The following is a 21,183-nucleotide window of genomic DNA, read 5'->3' on the forward strand; positions in this document are numbered from 1 at the left end:
GGACGTTAATCCAAAGGTGCCGGCGGGCTCAGGACTCCCAGACGATCTCGTCGTCCACCACGCCGTCCTGGTCGGCGGAGGCCACCAGGACCTCATCCGTGAAGTGCTCGCCCAGGGTGAAATCCATGACGAAGTAGCGTTCGGGCTGGCCGGGGTAGATGGCCACGTGGCCGAGTTTGAGGGCCTTAAGGAATACCTCGTTGGTGAGCTGTTTGCGGTCCTGGACGCCGAACACCTTGTGCAGGTGCTCGTCCTTGAGCGCGTTGCAGTGGAAGTGCAGGTACTCCTGGGGACTGGTGCCCTCCTGCTCAAGTTCCTCCGCGATCATCTCGCGGACCTCGTCCACCAGTTCCGGAAGGAAACGCAGCCGGTACTCCACCTTGCGCAGCGCGGCTTCATCGAAGTTGTCGTGGGCTGTGATGTTCAAGTCGAGTTCCAGCGGGTGGCCTCGCAGCTCATGCTTGGCGGCAAAGAGATGATCAATGCCGTGGTTGAGCTCGATCTCCCCAAAGTGCTGGCTCGCTACCTTGTTCATATTCTCAACATAGACCTCAAGGGCAGACCATTCCAGCGTTATGCCCTAATTGACCGCGGTGCGCATCCCGGCGAGGGTTTCGGCCAGGAGGTCAACGAAAAGCTGCACCCGCGCCGTCTTCCGGTCATTGATCAGCAGTGCAAACACGTTCCGCGCCAGCCGGATCTCCGGGACGTCCAGCACCACCACGCCGGCCGGCTTGTTCCGCAGGGCAAGCTCCGGAACCAGGGCCGCGCCCAGGCCTGCGGCGGCCATCTCCAGGCTGGCATGGAAATCGTCACTGTGCGCCACCACCCTGGGGTGCAGGTTGCAGCCCGCGAACAGCCGCTCGATCACCATGGCGTCGCTGGTGCCGGGATGATGCATGATCCACGGCATCTCCGAGAGATGGTCGGCGGCCACCTTTGCGTCGGCCCGGAAGCCCCAGCCGGCAGGCAGCACCACCCGGAAGTCGTCGTCGCCAATCCATTGCCGGTTGATGGTATTGGGCCACGCGAAGCCGGTCTGGCCCACCTGGAACACCACTGCGAGGTCCAGGTCGCCTCCGGTGCGCAGCCCCTGGATGGTTTGGCCGGGTTCAGCCACGGACACCCGCAGGTCGATTCCAAGTTTCTTCCACGCCGGGTTCTTCAGGATCCGCGGCAGGACGTACGTGGCCAGGCTGGGAAAGATCCCCAGCCGCAGTTCCTGGCTTCCCGAGTCCTGCGTCCTGGAGGCGGCGGCCATCAGTGCCTCAATGTCCGTGAGCACCTTAGCAGCGTGCCGGGTCATGACGACGGCGGCTTCCGTGGGAATCACGGCGCGCGCCGAACGCTGGAAGAGGGTTACGCCCGTTTCCCGCTCCAAAGCCGACATCTGCTGGGACACGGCGGAGGCCGTGTAGCCGAGGGTTGCGGCTGCCGCAGCGAACGAGCCCAGCCGCGTGACTTCAAGGAGGGTCTTCAGGTGCACCGGATTTACCACGAGCCCACAGTACTGCACCCATCCGCCGGCGGTACCGCACCGAACAACCGTCTGTATACCCAGCCCAGCGGCAAATGTTCAGCAGAGGAGCATGAATTGTCACTTGACCCAGCAGGAAGTCCAGGCGGCCGGCGCCGCGTTGCCGTGATCGGCAGTGGCGTGGCCGGATTGACGGCAGCCTACGTCTTGAACCGGCAGGACGACGTCACCCTGTTTGAGGCGGATTCGAGGCTGGGCGGCCATGCCCACACCCACGACATGCCACAGCCCGATGGCAGCACCATCGGTGTGGACACCGGGTTCATCGTGCACAACGAACGGACCTATCCCACGCTGCTGCGGTTGTTCGCAGAGCTGGGCGTCGAAACCCAGGATTCCGAGATGAGTATGTCCATCCGCTGCGACGGCTGCGGACTGGAATACGCGGGGGCCCGGGACGGCGCCCGCGGCATCATCGCCAGGCCCTCCAGCCTGCTGCGAGGCCGCTACCTGCTGATGCTGCTGGAGGTCACCCGTTTTTACCGGAAGGCACGGGAACTGCTCAGGACCGCGCCGCCGTCGGCTGTCAGCCACGAAGTGGAGGCGCCGGAACTGACGCTGGGCGCTTTCCTGGAACGGGAAAAGTTCAGCCCCTACTTCATCTCCCACTTCATGACCCCGGTGGTCAGCGCAGTCTGGTCCTGCGACCCCACCACCGCCCTGGCTTATCCCGCGCGATACCTCTTCACGTTCCTGGGCCACCACGGCATGCTGGGAGTCAAGGGCTCGCCGCAGTGGCGCACCGTCACCGGCGGCTCAGCCCGGTACGTCGAAAAGCTCGCCGCGACGCTGGCCGACGTCCGGCTCAACACACCCGTCACCGCCATCCGGCGCATGCCTGACGGTGTGGAGCTCGCCACGGACAGCGGGCTGGAAGACTTTGACGCCGTCGTCATTGCCACCCATCCTGCGCAGGCGCTGGGGTTCCTGGCCGACGCCACACCCGAGGAGAAGGAGGCGCTGGGCGGGATGCCGTACTCGGTTAACCACACGGTGTTCCACCGGGACCCTGCAGTCCTCCCGGCGGCGGACAACGCCAAGGCGTCCTGGAACTACCGGCTCCCGGCCTGCGACGCCCGCCCGGACAAGGTCCTGGTGAGCTACGACCTGACCCGGCTGCAGCGGCTGAGCCCCGCGGACGGCAAGCCTTACCTGGTGAGCCTGGGGGAGTCGGAGCTGATTGGCGACACTGCAGTGCTGGAGCGCATGGTCTACGAACACCCGCAGTACACGCCCGAATCCCTCCAGGCCCAGCAGGCCATCACCGCGCTGAGCAACAGCCGGATCGCCTACGCCGGGGCGTACCTTGGCTGGGGATTCCACGAGGACGGCGCCCTCTCCGGTGTGCGCGCCGCGGAGAAACTTGGCCGCAGCTGGCCGGTGGTCCGCGCGGAGGACTCCACGGAGTCCTTCGGCGAGGGGGAGCGGGAACTGCTCGCCCCGGAACCTGCCTGACCATGGACGCCTCGATCTACCGCACATCCATTTCCCATGTGCGTCGCAGCCCCTTAAAGAATGCGTTCACTTACCGGAGCTACAGCTGGTTTGTGGACCTGGACCAGCTTCCTCGGCTGCCGTTCCTGCTCCGTCCACTGGCGGTGTTCCGCGCCGCGGACCACCTGGGCGATCCCGACGCCGGCATCCGGGCCAACGTGGAGCGGTACCTTCGCACGCAGGGCGTGGAGCCCGACGGCGGTCCCATCCACATGCTCACCAGTGCCAGGGTCTTTGGCTACGTCTTCAACCCGCTCACCCTGTTCTGGTGCTACCGGTCCACCGGGGAACTGCAGTGCGTGGTGGCCGAGGTCCACAACACCTACGGGGAGCGGCACTGCTACCTGCTGCGGACGGATCCGTCCGGGCGCGCCTCGGTGCCGAAGGCGTTCTACGTTTCACCCTTCAACGACGTCGACGGCGAGTACCGGATGAAGCTACCGGCTCCGGGGGACCGGCTGGCCGTTTCCATCATCCTGGAGCGGGAGGGGCACCGGCCCTTCGTCGCCACCATGGATGGCCGGCGCCGGCCTGCCACCAGCCGCAACATCCTGGCAGCGGCTTTCGCGGCGCCTGCCGCGCCGCTGCTGGTATCCGCCCTGATCCGGGTACAGGGCATTAAACTCTGGGCAAGACGCCTGCCCGTCGTCGCCAGACCACACCACACCTCACAGGAGGCAGTTCAATGACCATGACGGACGATAACGGCACCACCGCAGGCCGTCTGGAAGAGAAGGCCGGCAGCGATCCCGCCGGCCGCGTTCCCGAAGCCTGGACCGCAACCGGGGTACCGGCGGCGCCGGCCACCATCGACCCTGACCTGTGGCCCGGTGTTGACCAGCCGCCGTCGGGCCTGAAGGCCGAGCTGGCCGGAAAGGCTGCCGGGCTGTTGTTCAAGGGCGCGGTCAAGCGGCTGCCGTTGCGGGTTGAATACCCGGACGGCTCCGTCCTGGGTACCGGCGGACTGGACGCTCCTAGGATGACCATGCTGCGGCCCGACGCCTTCGAGGCGCGGATCGGCGACAACGGCCTGATCGGCCTGGGCGAATCCTTCATGGCCGGCGACTGGGAAGCTTCGGACCTGGCCGCCCTGCTGGAAGTCTTCGCCGCCTCCGTGGACACGCTGATCCCCATGCCGCTGCAGAAACTTCGCTCGCTGTACCTGCCCCGAACCCCCCGCCAGGAACGCAACGCCGAACAAAACACCCGCAGCAACATCTCCCGGCACTACGACCTGTCCAACGACCTGTTTCTCAACTTCCTGGATGCCACCATGAGCTACTCCTCGGCACTGTTCCCGGACAAGGCGGGGCAGCTCTCCACCGTGACCTGGGACTTCCTGGCCGAGGCCCAGCAGGCCAAGATCGACCGGTTGCTGGACAAGGCCGGGGTGGGTGAGGGGACGCGGCTGCTGGAAATCGGCACCGGCTGGGGCGAACTTGCGCTCCGTGCCGCTGCGCGAGGCGCCACCGTCTACAGCGTCACGCTGTCCAGCGAACAGCAGGCGCTGGCGCAGGAACGCATCGAGGATGCCGGATACGCGGACCGGGTAACGGTGGCCCTGCAGGACTACCGCGCCGTGGAAGGCGAGTACGACGCCGTGGTGTCGGTGGAAATGATCGAGGCCGTCGGCTACGAGTACTGGCCCATCTACTTCCAGACCATCGACCGCGTCCTGGCACCCGGCGGCAAGGTGGCCATCCAGGCCATCACCATGCCGCACGGGCGCATGCTGGCCACCCGCAATGCCTATACCTGGGTGCACAAGTACATCTTCCCGGGCGGATTCCTGCCGTCCGTCCGCGCCATCGAGGGCGTGACCCAGCAGCACACCGCCCTGCGGGTGCGGGAGCGCATGGGCATGGGCGACCACTATGCCGCCACCCTGCGGCTCTGGGAGGAACGGTTCCTGTCCCGGTCACGGGAAGTAGGGGAGCTCGGCTTCGACGCCGTCTTCCAGCGGATGTGGCTGTTCTACCTCTGCTACTCGCGTGCCGGATTCCAGTCCGGCTACCTGGATGTGCAGCAGATTGTGCTGGACCGCCGGGAGGCGCAGCTCTAGCATTCCGGAGGAGCAAGAGGGAGGATTCGGGCATGAAACTGAGGACACTGGCATGGACGACGGCGGCGACGGTGGCCACAGCTGCGGCCGGCGGAGTTGCCACGGATCCGCAGAGCAGCTGGTACCTCAAACTGCGGAAGCCGGAGTGGCAGCCGCCCGCCATCGCCTTCCCGGTGGTGTGGACAGCGCTGTATGCGGACCTCGCGGTGACGTCCGCGGTGGCGCTGGACCGGGCTGCTGAACTGGATAGGGCTGACGATAGTCCGGGCCCCGTCAGGAAGGACCACCGCCGGGAGGTGCGTGCCTACCAAGGTGCACTGACCGCAAACCTTGTCCTCAATGCATCATGGAGCTGGTTCTTCTGGCGCTCACGCAGGCCCTGGCTGGCAGCAGCCGAGGCTGCGGTGCTGGCGGCCAGCAGTGCCGACCTGGTGCGCCGGACGTACCGGCTGAACCGTGCCGCAGGGGTATCGCTGGCCCCCTATGCAGCGTGGTGCGGCTTCGCCACTGCGTTGTCCACGGCCATCGCGGGCCTCAACCGGGCCAAACGGTAAGCCGGCTCCGGGCAGCCGGCAAAGCCTCCGGGCAGCGTGCGGAACCAGAGGGTCCCTGACCACTACATGTAGTGGTCAGGGACCCTTTCCTGTTGCCGGGAAACGGAGCGCGACACGCCGCTGCCCGGCGACACGCTGATCTTTAAATGTGGCTAAGTACTCCACAGGGTGTGGACCCAGACCGCAAAAAACCCGCGGTCACGGGCATTTTTACAGCTCCTGCCTGTGGATTAAGGGTGCATTAAATGACATACTTGTAATACATCATCTTGGGGTTCCAAAGAGGCGTCTGCACTACATGTAGTATCTACATACAGCTGGACGGGGACACCGAACCAGCAAAGATTTCAACTAAGGGGACAGGGACAATGACCGTAACGGTTTACACGAAGCCTGCTTGTGTTCAGTGCAACGCCACCTACCGCGCGCTCGACAAGAAGGGCATCACCTACCAGAGCGTTGACATCTCCCAGGACGCCGAGGCACTCGAGCGCCTGAAGGCACTGGGCTACATGCAGGCTCCCGTTGTTGTCACCGACCAGGACCACTGGTCAGGCTTCCGCCCCGACAAGATCGAGGAACTGGCATTGTCCGCCGTTTCCTCCGTGGCCTAGGAGTTCTGCTTTTCCTGCCGGCAACCATCAACCAGCCGAGGTGACTCACGTGGCAGCACCAGCAGCACAGCATGACCACGAGGCCTTACCAATTCATCAGGTTGTTCCGATCCACGCGGCTCAGCGCGTGGTGGTGTCCCCGCCGGCCGGACCCCGGAATGAGGCTACACCGGTTTCCACCGGCAGCCAGCTCATCTACTTTTCCTCCTCATCCGAGAACACCAGTCGCTTCGTCGCGAAGCTTGGCCGCGAGGTGGCCCGGATCCCGCTCTATCCGAAGGACGCACCCCTCCTCGCCACCCGGCCGTTCGTACTGGTGGTGCCCACGTACGGTGGCACCGGGGGAGAGGGTTCGGTTCCCAAGCAGGTCATCCGGTTCCTCAACAACCCGCAGAACAGGAAACTGCTCCGCGGCGTGATTGGTGCCGGCAACACAAACTTCGGGGACAACTACTGCATGGCCGCGGACATCATCGCCGCGAAATGCCAGGTACCCCACCTCTATCGATTCGAACTTATGGGAACGCCGGAAGACGTTACCCGGGTCAACCAAGGATTGGACACGTTTTGGACACGACTGTCGCAGACACAGAAGTAACCAGGTCCCAGAAGCCTGAGATGCCCGCCGCCTACAAGGGGCTGGGTTACCACGAGCTGAACGCCATGCTGAACCTCTATGGTCCCAACGGCGAAATCCAGTTCGGCGCCGACCGCGAGGCCGCCCACCAGTACTTCCTGCAGCACGTGAACAACAACACCGTGTTCTTCCATGACCTGGAAGAGAAGCTCGAATACCTGGTCAAGAATGACTACTACGAGCGCGAGACCCTGGACCAGTACACGATGAACTTCATCCGTGAGCTGTTCAACCGCGCCTACAAGAAGAAGTTCCGCTTCGAGACCTTCCTGGGCGCCTTCAAGTTCTACACCTCGTACACGCTGAAGACGTTCGACGGCAAGCGCTTCCTGGAGCGCTACGAGGACCGTGTCTGCATGGTGGCCCTGCACTTGGCGCGCGGCAACGAGCAGCTTGCCCTGCAGATGGTGGATGAGATCATCGAGGGCCGCTTCCAGCCGGCCACCCCCACGTTCCTGAACGCGGGCAAGAAGCAGCGCGGCGAGCTGGTCTCCTGCTTCCTGCTCCGGATCGAGGACAACATGGAGTCGATCGGACGCTCCATCAACTCCGCCCTGCAGCTGTCCAAGCGCGGCGGCGGCGTGGCATTCGCCCTGACCAACATCCGTGAGGTGGGCGCGCCCATCAAGCAGATCGAGAACCAGTCCTCCGGCGTCATCCCCGTGATGAAGCTCCTCGAAGACAGCTTCTCCTACGCCAACCAGCTCGGTGCCCGCCAGGGTGCCGGCGCGGTGTACCTGCACGCGCACCACCCGGACATCTACCGGTTCCTGGACACCAAGCGCGAGAACGCGGACGAGAAGATCCGGATCAAGACCCTCTCCCTGGGCGTCGTTATCCCGGACATCACGTTCGAGCTGGCCAAGAAGGACGAGGACATGTACCTGTTCTCGCCCTACGACGTTGAACGCGTCTACGGCATGCCCTTCTCCGACGTCTCGGTTACCGAGAAGTACTACGAGATGGTGGACGATTCCCGGATCAAGAAGACCAAGATCAAGGCCCGCGAGTTCTTCCAGACCCTCGCCGAGATCCAGTTCGAGTCCGGTTACCCGTACATCATGTTCGAGGACACCGTGAACCGGGCCAACCCGATCGACGGCAAGATCATCATGTCCAACCTGTGCTCGGAGATCCTCCAGGTCTCCCAGCCCACCACGTACAACGATGACCTCTCCTACGCCGACACCGGCAAGGACATCTCCTGCAACCTTGGTTCGCTGAACATCGCCAAGACCATGGACTCGCCGGACTTCGGCCTGACCATCGAGACGGCCATCCGCTCGCTCTCGGCTGTCTCGGACATGTCCAACATCACCTCGGTGCCGTCCATCGCCAAGGGCAACGACCAGAGCCACGCCATCGGCCTGGGCCAGATGAACCTGCACGGCTACCTGGCGCGTGAGCGGGTCCACTACGGGTCCGAAGAGGGCCTGGACTTCACCAACATCTACTTCTACTCGGTGGTGTACCACGCCGTCCGTGCCTCGAACCTGCTGGCCATCGAGACCGGCCAGACGTTCGGCGGCTTCGAGAAGTCCAAGTACGCGTCGGGTGAGTTCTTCGACAAGTACACGGAGCAGGAATGGGTGCCGCAGACCGAGAAGGTCCGCGAGCTGTTCAAGAACGTCCACATCCCCACGCAGGCTGACTGGCTGGCGCTGAAGGCCTCCGTCATGGAGCACGGCATCTACAACCAGAACCTGCAGGCCGTGCCGCCCACCGGCTCGATCTCCTACATCAACAACTCCACCTCCTCGATCCACCCGGTGGCGTCCAAGATCGAGATCCGCAAGGAAGGCAAGCTGGGCCGCGTGTACTATCCGGCGCCGTACCTGACCAACGACAACCTGGAGTACTACCAGGACGCGTATGAGATCGGTTACGAGAAGGTCATCGACACCTACGCTGCCGCCACCCAGCACGTGGACCAGGGCCTGTCCCTGACGCTGTTCTTCAAGGACACCGCCACCACGCGCGACATCAACAAGGCCCAGATCTACGCCTGGAAGAAGGGCATCAAGACCATCTACTACATCCGTCTCCGCCAGCTCGCGCTGGAAGGGACTGAGGTGGAGGGCTGCGTCAGCTGCATGCTTTAGTTGATTCTTCAACTAACTAGTGAAGTACGACGGCGTGTGCCCGCCCGCCGTCGTACGCTTTAACTTAGAGAAAAACCACCCAACGCATAGGGGATGACATGACCGAGAAGGTCAAGCTGCTGAGCCACGTCGAGGCCATCAACTGGAACCGCATCCAGGACGACAAGGACGTGGATGTCTGGAACCGCCTGGTCAACAACTTCTGGCTGCCGGAGAAGGTGCCGCTGTCCAACGACGTCCAGTCATGGAACACGCTGACGCCCGCTGAGCAGCAGCTCACCATGCGTGTGTTCACCGGCCTGACCCTGCTGGACACCATCCAGGGCACGGTGGGCGCTGTCTCCCTGATCCCGGATGCGCTGACCCCGCACGAGGAAGCCGTGTACACGAACATCGCGTTCATGGAATCCGTGCACGCCAAGAGCTACTCCTCGATCTTCTCCACGCTGGCCTCCACCAAGGAGATCGACGAGGCGTTCCGCTGGTCCACCGAGAACGAGAACCTTCAGAAGAAGGCCCAGATCGTCATGGACTACTACCAGGGCGACGACCCCCTGAAGCGCAAGGTGGCTTCCACGCTGCTGGAGAGCTTCCTGTTCTACTCGGGCTTCTACCTGCCCATGTACTGGTCCTCCCGCGCCAAGCTGACGAACACGGCTGACCTGATCCGCTTGATCATTCGCGATGAGGCCGTGCACGGCTACTACATCGGCTACAAGTTCCAGCGCGGCCTGGAGGCTGTGTCCCCGGAGCGGCGGCAGGAAATCAAGGACTACACGTTCGAGCTGCTCTTCGAGCTGTACGAGAACGAGGTCCAGTACACGCACGACCTCTACGACGGCGTCGGCCTGGCTGAGGACGTCAAGAAGTTCCTGCACTACAACGCCAACAAGGCCCTGATGAACCTGGGCTACGAGGCGATGTTCCCGGCATCCGTCACCGACGTGAACCCTGCCATCCTCTCGGCGCTGTCCCCGAACGCCGACGAGAACCACGACTTCTTTAGCGGGTCCGGCTCCTCGTACGTGATCGGCAAGGCCGTCAACACCGAAGACGAGGACTGGGACTTCTAGGTCCGTGTGAGACGCAGACCTAAGTGGAAGAACCGCGCCTAAATGGAAGAAGCTGCCAGGCTAGTTGGAAGTCTTCCAACTGTTGCTGTAGATGGTGTGAGATCGGAAGCTAGTTGGCGATTTCGTCCTGAACCATTGGCGAAAAACTGGCTTCGTTGACGATTGGCCCAACAGAGATCAGCCTGCCTGCTCCCGAAATCTCATACGTCCGTATCTGGGCCCCTGACGCTTTAGTCAGCGCCGTGCCGCCACTCGGTTTGGCGCGGCGCTGGCTGAGGCAGGATGCCACGCAACTGCGCGGCTTTCCGCGGTTTAATTTATTGTCCTGAGGCAGCAGCCGGGCTAAATCGACGAAGTAATCGGAAACGAAGTATTGGGGGGTTCTGGTTCGGCTGCGAAGGTAGCTGTCCAGGAGAAACAAATGACAGTTCGTGACATCAACATCATGCCTCTATGGTCAGACGAGCCGGCCTTAACTGACCTACTTTCCTTCGAAGCCATAGCGGCTACTGTTGCTGACGCGATTCTCGATGAGCGACTTAATCCGCTTGCTCTTGGCGTTTCTGGGTCTTGGGGCAGTGGCAAGACCACGGTTCTCAACCTCATTCAGAAGCGTCTTCAGGGATGGGACGATAAAGATCAGAAGATCGTCTTCGTCCGCTCGGACCCATGGCGGTTCGATCCTGCCGTCGGACCCAAGGAAAGCCTGATCACTGAGGTGCTCGGCGCACTATCCGAGGAGTACCGCACCGATGATCCAGTAAACCACCACGCCCAGGGAGCGCTTAAAAACCTAGCGAAGCGAGTTAACTGGTCGAAGGCTCTGAAAATGGCCGCCAAGACTGGCATCACCCTGCAGCTTCCGAGTCTCGATGACCTTTTCGATTTGGTCAGTGACGACAAGGAGTCGCTCGATAACGAAAAGGGGTTGACCGCTTTTCGAAAAGACTTCGCTGATTTTCTCAACGGTGACGCTCTCAAGCATGTATCCCAAGTCGTCGTACTTGTCGATGACCTAGACCGATGCCTGCCCGAGACGGTCGTGGAGACGCTCGAAGCGATTCGGCTCTTCCTTGCTGTAGAAGGCATGTCGTTCGTCATAGCTGCAGACGAGGTGCGCGTGGCTGAGGCAATCCAGCAAAGGCTGCAGGCTCCGAAGCTGCCTGCGGACGAGGAAAGCGTTGCCAGCCTGTACCTGCACAAGATAGTCCAGACGACGGTTCCATTGCCAGCGCTAAGTAATTTCGACACGCGTGCCTATCTTTTCCTTCTCCTTGCCAACGGAAAGCTCGACGATGGCGCGTACGCCGATTTGATTGCCTCCTGTGATGCCCTGCGGTTGGGTGCTGGTAGCCTCGACGATCTAGTATTGCCCTCGGGAATCGACCTGGCGCTTGAGGCGGCAACTGCATCGCGGCTCACCCCAATACTTTACGAGCGCTTCAAAGGCAACCCGCGTCGGATCAAGCGGTTCATGAATGACCTTTATGTTAGGCAAGCCGTTGCTGCCCGGCGCGGAATCACCCTTTCGTCGGATGCAATTGCCAAACTGATGGTGCTTGAGAAGCTGTTCGAGGATGACTTCACAACGGTTCTCGATTGGTTGGCCGGTGGCACGCTCAGGCCACAACTTATGGCGCTCGACAAGATTTCTGCTGTAGAAGAACCCCATGTGCAGGAAACGAAAAACCACGATAAGAGCGCTGAGCCAGGCAAGCCCACCGACGCTGATCCTGTTGATGATTCGCTAGGCGGCTTCTCGGATACGATGGTTCGTTGGTCCAAGTTGCCACCGCAACTCGACGCCACTGAAGTTTCGGGCTACCTGACACTGGCTGCAGCGTTCAAAGGACGTCAGCTGATAGACGAGTCACTGCCACAGCAACTTCGGGACATTGCGGCCGCAATGACTTCGAGCTCTCAAGTGGACCGATCCTCCGTGAAAGAAGCAGAGTTGGCCGCCCTTTCTCGTGGTGATGTCGACACTCTCCTTCAGCATCTGGGCAGGAGAATGCAGGACGATCCGTCGCTGCAGCTGGGTACCGTCAATGGCATTTTGACGCTTACAAAGACTCACCCTGATCTGAAGCAGGCGGCCCGTAATGCGCTGCAGAAATTGCCCGCCCAGGAGCTGAACCTATCGACTGTCCTGCTGTTCAACGCCTCTGGCGCGGCGCAATTCGGCGAAGTCCTTGAAGTTTGGGCATCTGGAACTCCCCACAAGCCTGTGGTAAAGGCGATCGAATCCGTTCTCGCGTCAGGTGCTAAGTAGACTTGGGCACCAGTGGCGCGTTCAAGGGTAGTGGTGGCCCCGACGCCGGCAGCTTACGAGATGTCATTTCGGGGTGGCTCGGTGAGGCGCCTCCAGGGGCACAGGGGCCCGATACCGAAGCGACTTCGGGGGCAGATTCAGCATCCGTACCCGGCCTTGACCCTGCAAGCCTGGCGCCCGTCATAAGGCTATGGCGGCGTGGGGGTGGTGGCGACGGCCCGGGAGGAGCTGCTGGAGCCGGCGGATCGGGCAGAACGGGAGGACGTTCCTCCGGAGGGCCTAAACGGTCTGTTGGGAGGGTGGCCGGCCCTGCAGGGCGCGCGAGCGGCATGGTTCGCGCCTATGTTGCTGGCGACAGACTTACTCTTGGACGATCCGGTCTCGATTATGACGAGCTTCGAGCACTGAATGACCCCTTGGAAATAGGGAAGCGCATAACCGACGCGGCCTTTCAAACTCAACCCGACGGCTCAATAGAAGACAGCGAAGCGCGGATAATAGTGTCCGACTTGGTCGCCTGGATGATGTCAGCGCCGGAAGGAACTCTCCGTAAGCCAGACGACATCGTTCGCCACACAATCGAACTGATGATTTTCCAAGGGACGGTGAACGAAGTCGGCGCAACGATCCGTGCTGAAAAAGACAAGAGCAAGCGCCGGGCCATCGAGGCCGAGATCAAGAGCGCTGCAGCCGTAATGGCCAGTCAGGTTCCGCTGGGGGAGCTCGGGACGACTCCGACGGAGATTTCACAGGCTATTGAAACCAACGTCACATTGCTCAGTAGTTTCTATGGGGACGAGAAATGACACGGATTGCGCTTGTGCTGGACCGGGGCGAGGCCGATGACCTTGCTGGATTCGACGAAGTTTTCCTGTGGCCTGCCACCGGTTTGGGTACCTTCAGAACGAAGCTTTCGCCCTCGCTGAATTCTTTAGGGGCCGTGACAAGTATAAATGCCGATTTCGTCCGATTAGCACTTGCAGTATACGCAGCGGATAAGTCTGTTCGCCGCGACTTCCATGGCTCTAATTGGAACCGGCGGACGTTAGAACTCTCCGTACCGGTCAGTGACCCCGCAATATGGACTGCACACCGGGAGTCTGTCACAACCCTTCTCGCGTATCTGACGGGCGACCAGTGGTCGCTCGACTTTCGTTCAGGAGAGATTCCTTTAGCGGCGGACATGTTGATTGAGGACAGTTCCCCCAGAACTGTCCTGCTTAGTGGTGGAGCGGATTCGGCAACGGGAGCGCTGCTTTCCGCCGAAAGTCTTCGCCCGGGAGAAACACACAACCTCGTTTCTCACGCCAGTTCTGGGGTCGCGAAGACTGCCCAACAGCGGGTGTCTGCCGCCCTCAATGCTCAATACCCGGGAACCACCGCAACCCACCATCGAATCTTCCTTCGGAGGAGCAAGAAGCGCCTCGATGGCTCAAGGTTCCGCAATGAGCGATCCAGCCGTTCCAGGTCTTTGCTGTTCCTTGCCCTCGGTCTCGCTGTGGCTGGTCAAAGCGGTGGTCCGTTGCTGATTCCGGAGAACGGATTTGCTTCATTAAATCCCCCTTTGGGGCCCGAACGCGTTGGGGCGCTCTCCACTCGCACAACGCAACCTTGGTTTCTCTGGAGTGTAAGTACTTTGATCTCAGATCTGAGTGGCCACGGCCTCATCATCAACCCCTACGAGCGTTTAACCAAGGGCGAGATGTTTGGCCGCGTCAAAGCCATTTTGGGTGCGGATGGGGCGTCTCATTATCTGAGCGAGACCAACTCATGTTCGCATACCGACCAGCACTACCTTGGCGTTCCCAGTGGAACTCACTGCGGCGTTTGTTTCGGTTGTGTCGTTCGGCGGTCATCATTCATGGCCGCCGGCATTGTCGATCAAACGACGTACCTGGACAACATGCCGACCTTAGACGCTGGGAAGTACCTGGAAGGAAAATCCGTCTTGACTGCCGTCTCTGACTTCATCGACTCGGGCATTGAAGAAGCAACGATAATGTCCATGCCGCTCCCTCCCAATTACAGTGCACGCAGCGCCTTGGAGCTGGCTCGGCGGGGGATGAGGGAATTGGCGGACTTCGTAGGGTGAAGAAGATGCCCCCGCTCGACACACACGCCCACGTGGACCTCGCAGTCTCTACCCGGGATCTTGAAAATCTTGGGGCCGTAATCTTTATCGCGACTCGATCAATAGAAGAGTTCGGAGTAGTTCAGGACCGCGAAGACCTCGTAAGTGTTTGGGGAGTCGGATGTCACCCTTCCCTGGTTCGGGCCCAAAGGTCTTTTCGTGATGAAGACTTTCGAGCGGCGCTGGAGAAGACACCGTATGTAGCTGAAGTAGGCTTGGACGGCTCCTCGCGCGTGCCACTTACAACACAGAGTGCAGTCTTGGATTCGGTGTTGGCCGCGACGCGCCAGCTTCCGCGAATAGTCTCCCTTCACAGCTACAGGGCAACAGCAGAGCTGGTCCAAGCGTTGAAGAACGAAAGTATGCGTCGTTCCGGCATTATCTTGCATTGGTGGCTAGGAACCGAACTTGAAACGGAAGAAATGGTGGAACTTGGATGCTACTTCTCAGTTAATTATTCAATGGCTAAGTCATATGGGACTCTAAAACAGATACCCCTGAATCGACTCCTGATTGAGACGGATCATCCTTCTGGAGACCGTTTTTCTTCCCGTCCTCGTCAGCCCGGAAGCGTTAGCGATGTCGAGGCACTCTTGGGCAATCATTACGGCCTAACAGGTCATGAAGTACGACTGCAATGCTGGCGAAATTTCGTTCACATAGTAGATGCGACAAACACCGCCCACCTTATGCCTAAGCCTGTTCAGCGGATGCTTAGTGCGGTACGGTCCCAACCTAGCTGATTTAGGTGGTTCCGGGCCGCCGGCAACAGCGCTGACGCCGACAAGTTCGACGCCCTGGCCAAGGTCGCCATCGGCCGGCAGGTGACCGCCGAAACGACCGCCAGAACTCAGGAACCGGCCCTGGCCACCCAGAACGAGGTCGTCGACAAGCTCAAGCAGGGCCTGGACCAGATGCGCGGCAAGCTCGGCGAGCTGTTCGCCAAGCGCAACGAGCTGGTCAACCGTGCCCGGGTGGCCGCCACCCAGACGCAGGTGAACGACGCGCTCAAAGCCCTGGATGCCGTGACCCGACATCCGCCATCGGCCGGTATGAGGAGCGAATCCGCCGCGAGGAAGCCACCGTCCGCGGCCAGCAGGGACTCGCAGCCTCCTCCCTGGACGCCCAGTTCGCTTCCCTCGAAGACCTCGGCGAGCAGACCGAAGTGGAAGCCCGGCTCGCCGCGCTCAAGTCCATGGACCGGAAGGCCATCGAGTATTAGGTGATGGCTGCCCTAGGCCCGGACCTTCATCGGACCGGGCCTGGCGGAGTCGGCTCATGGAGCCACTGCGCAGACGCGTTCGCCTGAGTGCCTTTGGTACCCGAATTTTCGATCAAGGCTGGTCGAATCCCTTGCTCCGGGCAGATCTTCCCGCTTGGATCGCTTCATGAGGACTCCGCCGAGCAACCGGCTGACAGTTGGCTCCGTAACCATCGAAGCTGGGAAGATCCGCCGGAAGAACATGGACTCCATCCTGGATCTGGGATTCCTCTGTGCACCTGCCCCGGAATCCGTTCTGCCCTTACTCGCCGACGTCAACGATGTCATTGCTCAAATCACCCTTCCCTCGGCGCCACATCAGCGGTTCCACGCCGTAGAGGTCGCTCAGGGAATCGCATTCTTCGTTTCTCCGATCTCTCCCAGCTTCGCGATTCGCGTCGCCCAGGCAACCGCCCAAGCTCTGCAGCCATTGGGGTTCGCTGGAACCATCACCGCATGCGCGGGCAGACTAGGTCCGCGGCCACGCAAAAAGCCGCGATTTGCCTACAACGCCTCCATCTGTGCAGTTGATGCCGCGATCGATCAGAGTCGGATGCCTCTTGCATTCCGCGAGGTGAAAGACAACCAGTCGTGTTGGGCTACTGAATCGTCGGCGTTCTCGACCTTGGTGGATCGGCTGACAGGGTGGGCTGCCGAAAACACCAAAGGCCTGATCCTCGCCGGGCTCCACTTCACGATGATCAGGTGCGGCCCAGAGCAGGCCGCCGCAGTACTCAAACAGTGTTGTGGTGACGTCGGATGGGCCAATTTGCTCGTTCCCACAAAGCACGGTGACTGGTACGTGAACTTTTCACGAGAAGGGTGGCTTCATGTCGGGGTCGAGTACAAGGACGGGGCGCCGGAAGGTCTCAACGCTCTCACTACATTGCTTCAGGAGCTGGAGCCGTTATACGACTACGCCGCCGTCACACTCAACCATTTCGGAGCCGTCACACCCAACAGCGTGATGGTGAGGTCGCCTGTTCCAGGTCCTTCAGACTCTGAGTTCGCAGCTGATCATTCTTTCGTGAAGACGTCGGCGCCAGGGATTTTCGCCTTTCAGGTCTTAGGACCCGGCCACCCGGAGATGAAACCGGGGGATGCTTGGCAGACTTTCCCCCTCGACGGCGGTAAGCGCATGATCATTTCCCGGGACCCGAGTGCCTGGTGGGGCCGGCGGGAGGGCTATCCCGAAAGCGGGTTTGATGCACTCAGAGCGGCCAACAAACTTCTGCTTGGCAAATGGGCCGGTCCAGTGACCATGCCCGATGCCGGTCCACCGTGAGGCCATGAGCTGACGCGTCTGAGCTACGCGGCGGCCTGTGCGCCGCTGGTGCTACACCCTGCCCGTGAAGCCGTTTACCTCCGCACATAGGATGAAACGGTGACCGACGTACCCGAAAGCAAGCCGTCCCGCTTCATGACGCCCACCCAGGCTGCCGAAGAACTGAACGTGAAGCCGAGCCAGATTCACGCCATGATCAAGGCAGGGGAGCTGCGGGCCCTCCAGGTTGGCGGACGCGGGATGTGGCGCATCGGTCGGCAGGACCTTGAGGACTACATCGCCGAAGCCTACCGCCGCACCGCTGAGCGGATCGCCGCCGGTGAGCTCGAGGACGCCGGGTCAGAGGCCGAGGAGGCATGACTGATTCACCCGACCGGCCCAAACAACTCTCCGTGGGGGTCATCGTCGGCGGCTTCACACCCGAAAGCAGGATCTGGCGCGAGGCTCTCATGCGGCTGTCGCGGGACGTTTCAGGCGTGCGAGATCAACTCAGCTCCGACCTGAATCTGACGGTCGAGTTCCACGTGCCCGGGCACCTCATTGCCCCTGATTTTCAGGGAGTTCGTACCGGAACGTTCCGGAAGGCTGACCGCCTCCTAAAGGTTCAGGTAGGCGTCCCGGTCGATCCGCCGGACAACCCATATGCGTATGGGGCTCAAGCCATGCGAGCAGCCGTTGACGCGGCCAAAGCCTGGTCGGGGCGAAAGCAGGTCGAATTCGACCCCGAACCGTTCAGCTCCCTGCTCGCTCTCTTGGAAACCAAGAGTCGGCAGGGTTTTCAAGACTCCCAGCGCATGGTCTCCAGCGAGATCGTGGACGCCGGCCCGGAAGACGAAGAGCGTAGTGGCGGACCGCGTTCGCCCTTAGACTCTGGCCATGAGGAAGTGGGCCGCTAAGCATCCAGTCCTGTCGTCCGCCCTTTTCGCCCTCCTCGCCGGCGTCGTCGTCCTAATCGTTGACATACTCCTGGGACGAAAGCTGGATACCGCTATCGCGAATACAGTGTTTTGGATGCTGTTCTTCTGGGGCAGCAGTTACTTCGCTCAGAAGCGCACGCGGAAGACCAAGGCCAGACTGGACGAGAACGGCCAGTCGCTCATGTTCCTGAGGTACCCAGACTCAAGGCCAGGGTCCCTCAGCGGCGTCTGGCAGATGGGGGTGGCCACCCCTTCGCAGGGCCGAATCGACTTCCAGCCGGCCGTCTACGAAGACCTGGTCCCCAGCGGCCGAAGCCGGGCCCTCACCGGACTCCATGCCACCGGGTCCCAGCCTCGGAAGGCTGACCGTCGGGACAACAAGCAGGCCGTCCCGTTCGGCTTCCAGATCGTCACCTTCGACTCTGACGGCGGACCCATCGAGATCGCGGCTAGCCCTGACACGCTCCAAAAGATCCAGAAAGCCGTGGAGCCGGCCCCTCAATAGCCCGCGCCGAAAGTGACCCCGGCATGACGGTTATTCTTGACCCCTCTGAGGAAACTCGGGTTGCGTCGTCGAACGTACCCGGTGTGACTGCAACGCAGTACACTCGCCGGTAGATCGGATGGGAGCAAGGTGTGGGCAAGCGGGCGATGCACGGTAATTGGGTGTTGTACTTATTGCCACCCTTTGCCTTCGTCGCCTTCCTTTTTTGGCTGGCCAGGGACGTTTTGCATTGGTTCTGACCGGGTCTCAGCTATTTAGGGGCCAAACCTTTTCCGTGCCGAGCGTTGGATCGCCGGAGTAGACGGCCGTTGGCCCGTTCACGGCGACGCTGGCCAAGGAAACTAGTCCTTGTGAGGAGTGTCGAAACGTATTTCAGCCTCTGACTCGGGGAGTCGCCGACGAATAGAGGAATCGACTTTGACGCTGTCGAGTTCGAAAAGTTCATCGTCTTTATCCATCCAGGACGATTGAGTCTGCACGGGGTCGGCTGAAGTCGCCCGAGCAAAGCTCCGCTGGAGAGCCTCTATTCCCCTTCCGGGTGGCGGGTGTCCCTCCGCCTCGACCGCCAGCCGAGAAGCCCCATGGACAGCCAGAACACTACGAACGCAGCGCCGCCAATGACGAAGATCCAATCGATGCCGGTCCACCGGCCTCCGCCCAAGCGGATCAGCGGCGGCGCGATGAGGCACACCCCCATAAGGACGCCCAGCACCTGGGCCCGAATGCTTTGAAGATACGGATCTGCTGGTATTTTCCCCATCCGGCAGTCTCCCATCCGGTCACGCATATGGCCAGTCACAGGACGGCCGGCTTCAAGGCAGGCAGCTGTTGCGTCCCCGCCGGACCCTGCCCGCGCGCCAGCCGGGGATGACCGTGTTCAGCTGCGCCTCTTTGGCGGCGGTGAGTTTCCCGGCACGGGCGTCGATGCGCTGGGTGTGCAGCCACACGCCCAGGGTGCGTTCTTCCTGGTCGTCGGTCTTGTTGTGTCGGGGCCAGTCGTTTCCGGCGGCCAGCCACGCGGCGACCCCGGCCAGGCGCTGGTTCCAGCGGGCGGCGTCGGCGTCCCTTTTGGCCGGGTGGTCACGCCAGCCCGGGATCGTGTCCAGGGCCGCGGCGTAAACGGGGGAGAGGGTGCCGGCCGCTGCCTCTTCCCGGCGCCTGACCAACCAGCCCGCCAGACTGGATTCCCGGGTGGACCGGCGGTGCACCGGGAGCCGACCCTCGGCCCGGTAGAACGCCAGAATGTCCTCCAGGTTCCGCCGGCCCGCGTCGGTCACCCGGGGCGCCGACGGGGGCAGAGCGGCCTGGTGCACGGCCCGCAGGCCCGGTTCCTTCTTTGAAGCCTTGGCCAGGTGAAACCGAACAGTGCTCTCGGCGACGCCGGCACCCACGGCGATCTCCGCCGTCGGGATTCCCTGCCGGTACATCTGCACCCACTCCGGGTTCGGGGCCGGACGCTTGATCTGGGTCATGGAGTCTTTGCCGGTCCGTGCCTGAGCAGGTCCTGGACGTCTCCGCTGGCGCGGCTGAGTTCTTCGCCGGCGTCGAGCGTCAGCTTGCCCCGCAATGACCACGCACTGCTGGACTCAGGATCCTGAAGCGTGAAGTGGAGCTCGACGTGGCTGCCGGTGTGGGTGGCCTCCAGCAGGAAGTCGCGTTCCATCGACTCATAGTTCCTTGTGCCGTTCCAGCCGCGCCAGGTCTCGGCCAGATCGGCAAAGAACAGAGCGAGGTCATCGAAACCGGTCGCGTAGTGGGAGGCCACTTCGCGACCGGCGGTGAGGGCGCCGAGTTCCACGGCAACGACCATGTTGAACGGTATGCCGTCAGTTCCGCGCTGGACCTGGGTGAAGATCAGGCGCTCCGGCGGCTGGCCAACCTCAACGCGGTCCATCGTCCCCATGAGGACGAGCCTACCGGGGAAGGTGTCAAGGATTACTGCGCGCTGAGGTGGGGAATCAGCCAGCTCGGAGATAAGCGATTCCATCGTGCGTCGTCTGTGGATGACGGAGATGGGCGCCCAGATGGCCAAGCCAAGGAAGAGGCAGGTGCAGATCACCCAGAACCAGGGATGGTCAAGATTCGAAACTGCGAGAACAGCCCCTAGGACGGCGAAGGCTCCGAAGATGAGTGGGCCGGCCCAGATGAAGGGCTTTTCCACTCGAATGGTCTTGGTCAGTTCGCGCTGCCAGAGGTCCGGGGCTGCGCCGGCGGGGAGCCGTCCCTTGGACAACGCCGCCCTGAACCGCGTCACCGTCGGGAATCCTTGGGGCTTCTTGTTTTCCCTGGCCTGCTGCCAGCGGACGATCCCGTAGGCGGCTGCAGCCACGACGACACCCACGGCGAGGGCAGAAAGTACGCGGTCCAGTCCGACGTCTTCCCCGCTCAGCAGGGGACGGGCGAGCGTAATGAGGGTGAATGCGACGACGATGAAGAGGAACACTAAGACGATTCGAAGCGGTCGCTTCACGTGGGACCCCTTTTTCGCGGATTCGACCACCGTACCGAAACCAGGGCCAACCGGGTATGAATTCGCGAAAGCTTGAGTTTTGGGCCTACGTCCTCCAGCGGACATGGGAAAGGGTGCGCCCCGTTCGCTGAGCGCACCCTTTTCGCTTCCCCGCACCCGGATCCCCATCCGAATACCAATATCATAAGCCTGCTGATAGTTAGTTCGTCAAGATGATTGCGTATTCGTAGCGGCCCCGCCACCAATGCGAAATCATCAGGAAGGGCACG

Annotated in this window: 21 protein-coding genes and 1 pseudogene; 17 read left to right on the forward strand and 5 right to left on the reverse strand. The window is 61.7% G+C overall.

The genetic code is table 11. The annotated features are described in order from the left end of the window. Positions 1-28: 28 nt before the first annotated feature. A complete protein-coding gene (locus QFZ60_RS08530) occupies positions 29-535 on the reverse strand; it encodes a DUF2004 domain-containing protein (protein ID WP_307089721.1) in 507 nt (168 codons plus the stop codon). 45 nt (positions 536-580) lie between these two features. Further along, positions 581-1,498, reverse strand: coding sequence for a LysR family transcriptional regulator (locus tag QFZ60_RS08535; RefSeq protein WP_307089723.1), 918 nt, complete (start codon positions 1,496-1,498; stop codon positions 581-583). Positions 1,499-1,594: 96 nt separating this feature from the next. Between QFZ60_RS08535 and QFZ60_RS08540 the strand changes: the two genes are divergently transcribed. The 17 genes and pseudogenes from QFZ60_RS08540 to QFZ60_RS08615 all read left to right on the forward strand — a co-directional run bounded on the left by QFZ60_RS08540 (position 1,595) and on the right by QFZ60_RS08615 (position 18,444). Further along, complete coding sequence (locus tag QFZ60_RS08540) at positions 1,595-2,992, forward strand: NAD(P)/FAD-dependent oxidoreductase (RefSeq protein WP_307089725.1); 1,398 nt, start codon at positions 1,595-1,597, stop codon at positions 2,990-2,992. Beyond that, positions 2,989-3,720, forward strand: coding sequence for a DUF1365 domain-containing protein (locus tag QFZ60_RS08545; RefSeq protein WP_307093266.1), 732 nt, complete (start codon positions 2,989-2,991; stop codon positions 3,718-3,720). Before QFZ60_RS08540 ends, QFZ60_RS08545 begins: the two co-directional genes overlap by 4 nt. After that, complete coding sequence (locus QFZ60_RS08550) at positions 3,717-5,093, forward strand: class I SAM-dependent methyltransferase (protein WP_307089727.1); 1,377 nt, start codon at positions 3,717-3,719, stop codon at positions 5,091-5,093. The genes QFZ60_RS08545 and QFZ60_RS08550 overlap by 4 nt, the downstream gene beginning before the upstream one ends. 32 nt (positions 5,094-5,125) lie before the next feature. After that, positions 5,126-5,647, forward strand: coding sequence for a TspO/MBR family protein (locus QFZ60_RS08555; RefSeq protein WP_307089729.1), 522 nt, complete (start codon positions 5,126-5,128; stop codon positions 5,645-5,647). A gap of 368 nt (positions 5,648-6,015) precedes the next feature. After that, entirely contained in the window at positions 6,016-6,261 is a 246-nt protein-coding gene (gene nrdH, locus QFZ60_RS08560) for a glutaredoxin-like protein NrdH (protein ID WP_013601222.1), read from the forward strand. Positions 6,262-6,388: 127 nt separating this feature from the next. After that, positions 6,389-6,859: a class Ib ribonucleoside-diphosphate reductase assembly flavoprotein NrdI gene (gene nrdI / locus QFZ60_RS08565; RefSeq protein ID WP_307093268.1), complete on the forward strand. Its 471-nt coding sequence runs from the start codon at positions 6,389-6,391 to the stop codon at positions 6,857-6,859. A gap of 20 nt (positions 6,860-6,879) precedes the next feature. Beyond that, positions 6,880-9,000, forward strand: coding sequence for a class 1b ribonucleoside-diphosphate reductase subunit alpha (nrdE, locus tag QFZ60_RS08570; protein WP_307093270.1), 2,121 nt, complete (start codon positions 6,880-6,882; stop codon positions 8,998-9,000). A 98-nt stretch (positions 9,001-9,098) separates the two neighbouring features. Next, positions 9,099-10,073: a class 1b ribonucleoside-diphosphate reductase subunit beta gene (nrdF, locus tag QFZ60_RS08575; protein ID WP_013601219.1), complete on the forward strand. Its 975-nt coding sequence runs from the start codon at positions 9,099-9,101 to the stop codon at positions 10,071-10,073. 421 nt (positions 10,074-10,494) lie between these two features. Then, complete coding sequence (locus QFZ60_RS08580) at positions 10,495-12,345, forward strand: P-loop NTPase fold protein (protein ID WP_307089731.1); 1,851 nt, start codon at positions 10,495-10,497, stop codon at positions 12,343-12,345. A 329-nt stretch (positions 12,346-12,674) separates the two neighbouring features. Continuing rightward, positions 12,675-13,151 (forward strand): hypothetical protein, encoded by a 477-nt coding sequence (locus QFZ60_RS08585; protein WP_307089733.1) that lies wholly within the window; start codon positions 12,675-12,677, stop codon positions 13,149-13,151. Further along, on the forward strand, positions 13,148-14,437 hold the full coding sequence (locus QFZ60_RS08590; RefSeq protein WP_307089736.1) for a hypothetical protein: 1,290 nt from the start codon (positions 13,148-13,150) through the stop codon (positions 14,435-14,437). The genes QFZ60_RS08585 and QFZ60_RS08590 overlap by 4 nt, the downstream gene beginning before the upstream one ends. 5 nt (positions 14,438-14,442) lie before the next feature. After that, positions 14,443-15,219 (forward strand): TatD family hydrolase, encoded by a 777-nt coding sequence (locus QFZ60_RS21655; RefSeq protein ID WP_373427715.1) that lies wholly within the window; start codon positions 14,443-14,445, stop codon positions 15,217-15,219. Between the two features lie 9 nt (positions 15,220-15,228). Further along, a pseudogene (locus QFZ60_RS08595) lies at positions 15,229-15,698 on the forward strand (PspA/IM30 family protein); the annotation flags it as partial. A gap of 241 nt (positions 15,699-15,939) precedes the next feature. Then, positions 15,940-17,022 (forward strand): hypothetical protein, encoded by a 1,083-nt coding sequence (locus QFZ60_RS08600; protein ID WP_307089738.1) that lies wholly within the window; start codon positions 15,940-15,942, stop codon positions 17,020-17,022. Positions 17,023-17,121: 99 nt separating this feature from the next. After that, positions 17,122-17,382, forward strand: a complete 261-nt coding sequence (locus QFZ60_RS08605; protein WP_307089740.1) for a helix-turn-helix domain-containing protein — start codon at positions 17,122-17,124, stop codon at positions 17,380-17,382. After that, positions 17,379-17,918, forward strand: coding sequence for a hypothetical protein (locus QFZ60_RS08610; RefSeq protein ID WP_307089742.1), 540 nt, complete (start codon positions 17,379-17,381; stop codon positions 17,916-17,918). The genes QFZ60_RS08605 and QFZ60_RS08610 overlap by 4 nt, the downstream gene beginning before the upstream one ends. Next, positions 17,899-18,444 (forward strand): hypothetical protein, encoded by a 546-nt coding sequence (locus QFZ60_RS08615; RefSeq protein WP_307089744.1) that lies wholly within the window; start codon positions 17,899-17,901, stop codon positions 18,442-18,444. The genes QFZ60_RS08610 and QFZ60_RS08615 overlap by 20 nt, the downstream gene beginning before the upstream one ends. Positions 18,445-18,967: 523 nt before the next feature. Here QFZ60_RS08615 and QFZ60_RS08620 read toward each other — a convergent pair. From QFZ60_RS08620 to QFZ60_RS08630, 3 genes are read right to left on the reverse strand one after another with little or no spacing between them, the layout of a single operon-like run. Next, the gene (locus QFZ60_RS08620) at positions 18,968-19,204 is read right to left on the reverse strand and encodes a hypothetical protein (RefSeq protein WP_307089746.1); all 237 of its coding nucleotides are present in this window, start codon (positions 19,202-19,204) and stop codon (positions 18,968-18,970) included. A 52-nt stretch (positions 19,205-19,256) separates the two neighbouring features. Continuing rightward, positions 19,257-19,916, reverse strand: a complete 660-nt coding sequence (locus tag QFZ60_RS08625; protein WP_307089748.1) for a helicase associated domain-containing protein — start codon at positions 19,914-19,916, stop codon at positions 19,257-19,259. Beyond that, positions 19,913-20,914 carry a DUF6228 family protein gene (locus QFZ60_RS08630; protein WP_307089750.1) on the reverse strand — a complete coding sequence of 334 codons (1,002 nt, stop codon included), beginning with the start codon at positions 20,912-20,914 and terminating at the stop codon, positions 19,913-19,915. Before QFZ60_RS08630 ends, QFZ60_RS08625 begins: the two co-directional genes overlap by 4 nt. Positions 20,915-21,183: the final 269 nt, after the last annotated feature.

The sequence above is a fragment of the Arthrobacter sp. B2I5 genome (genome assembly GCF_030816735.1).
Taxonomy (GTDB): domain Bacteria; phylum Actinomycetota; class Actinomycetes; order Actinomycetales; family Micrococcaceae; genus Arthrobacter.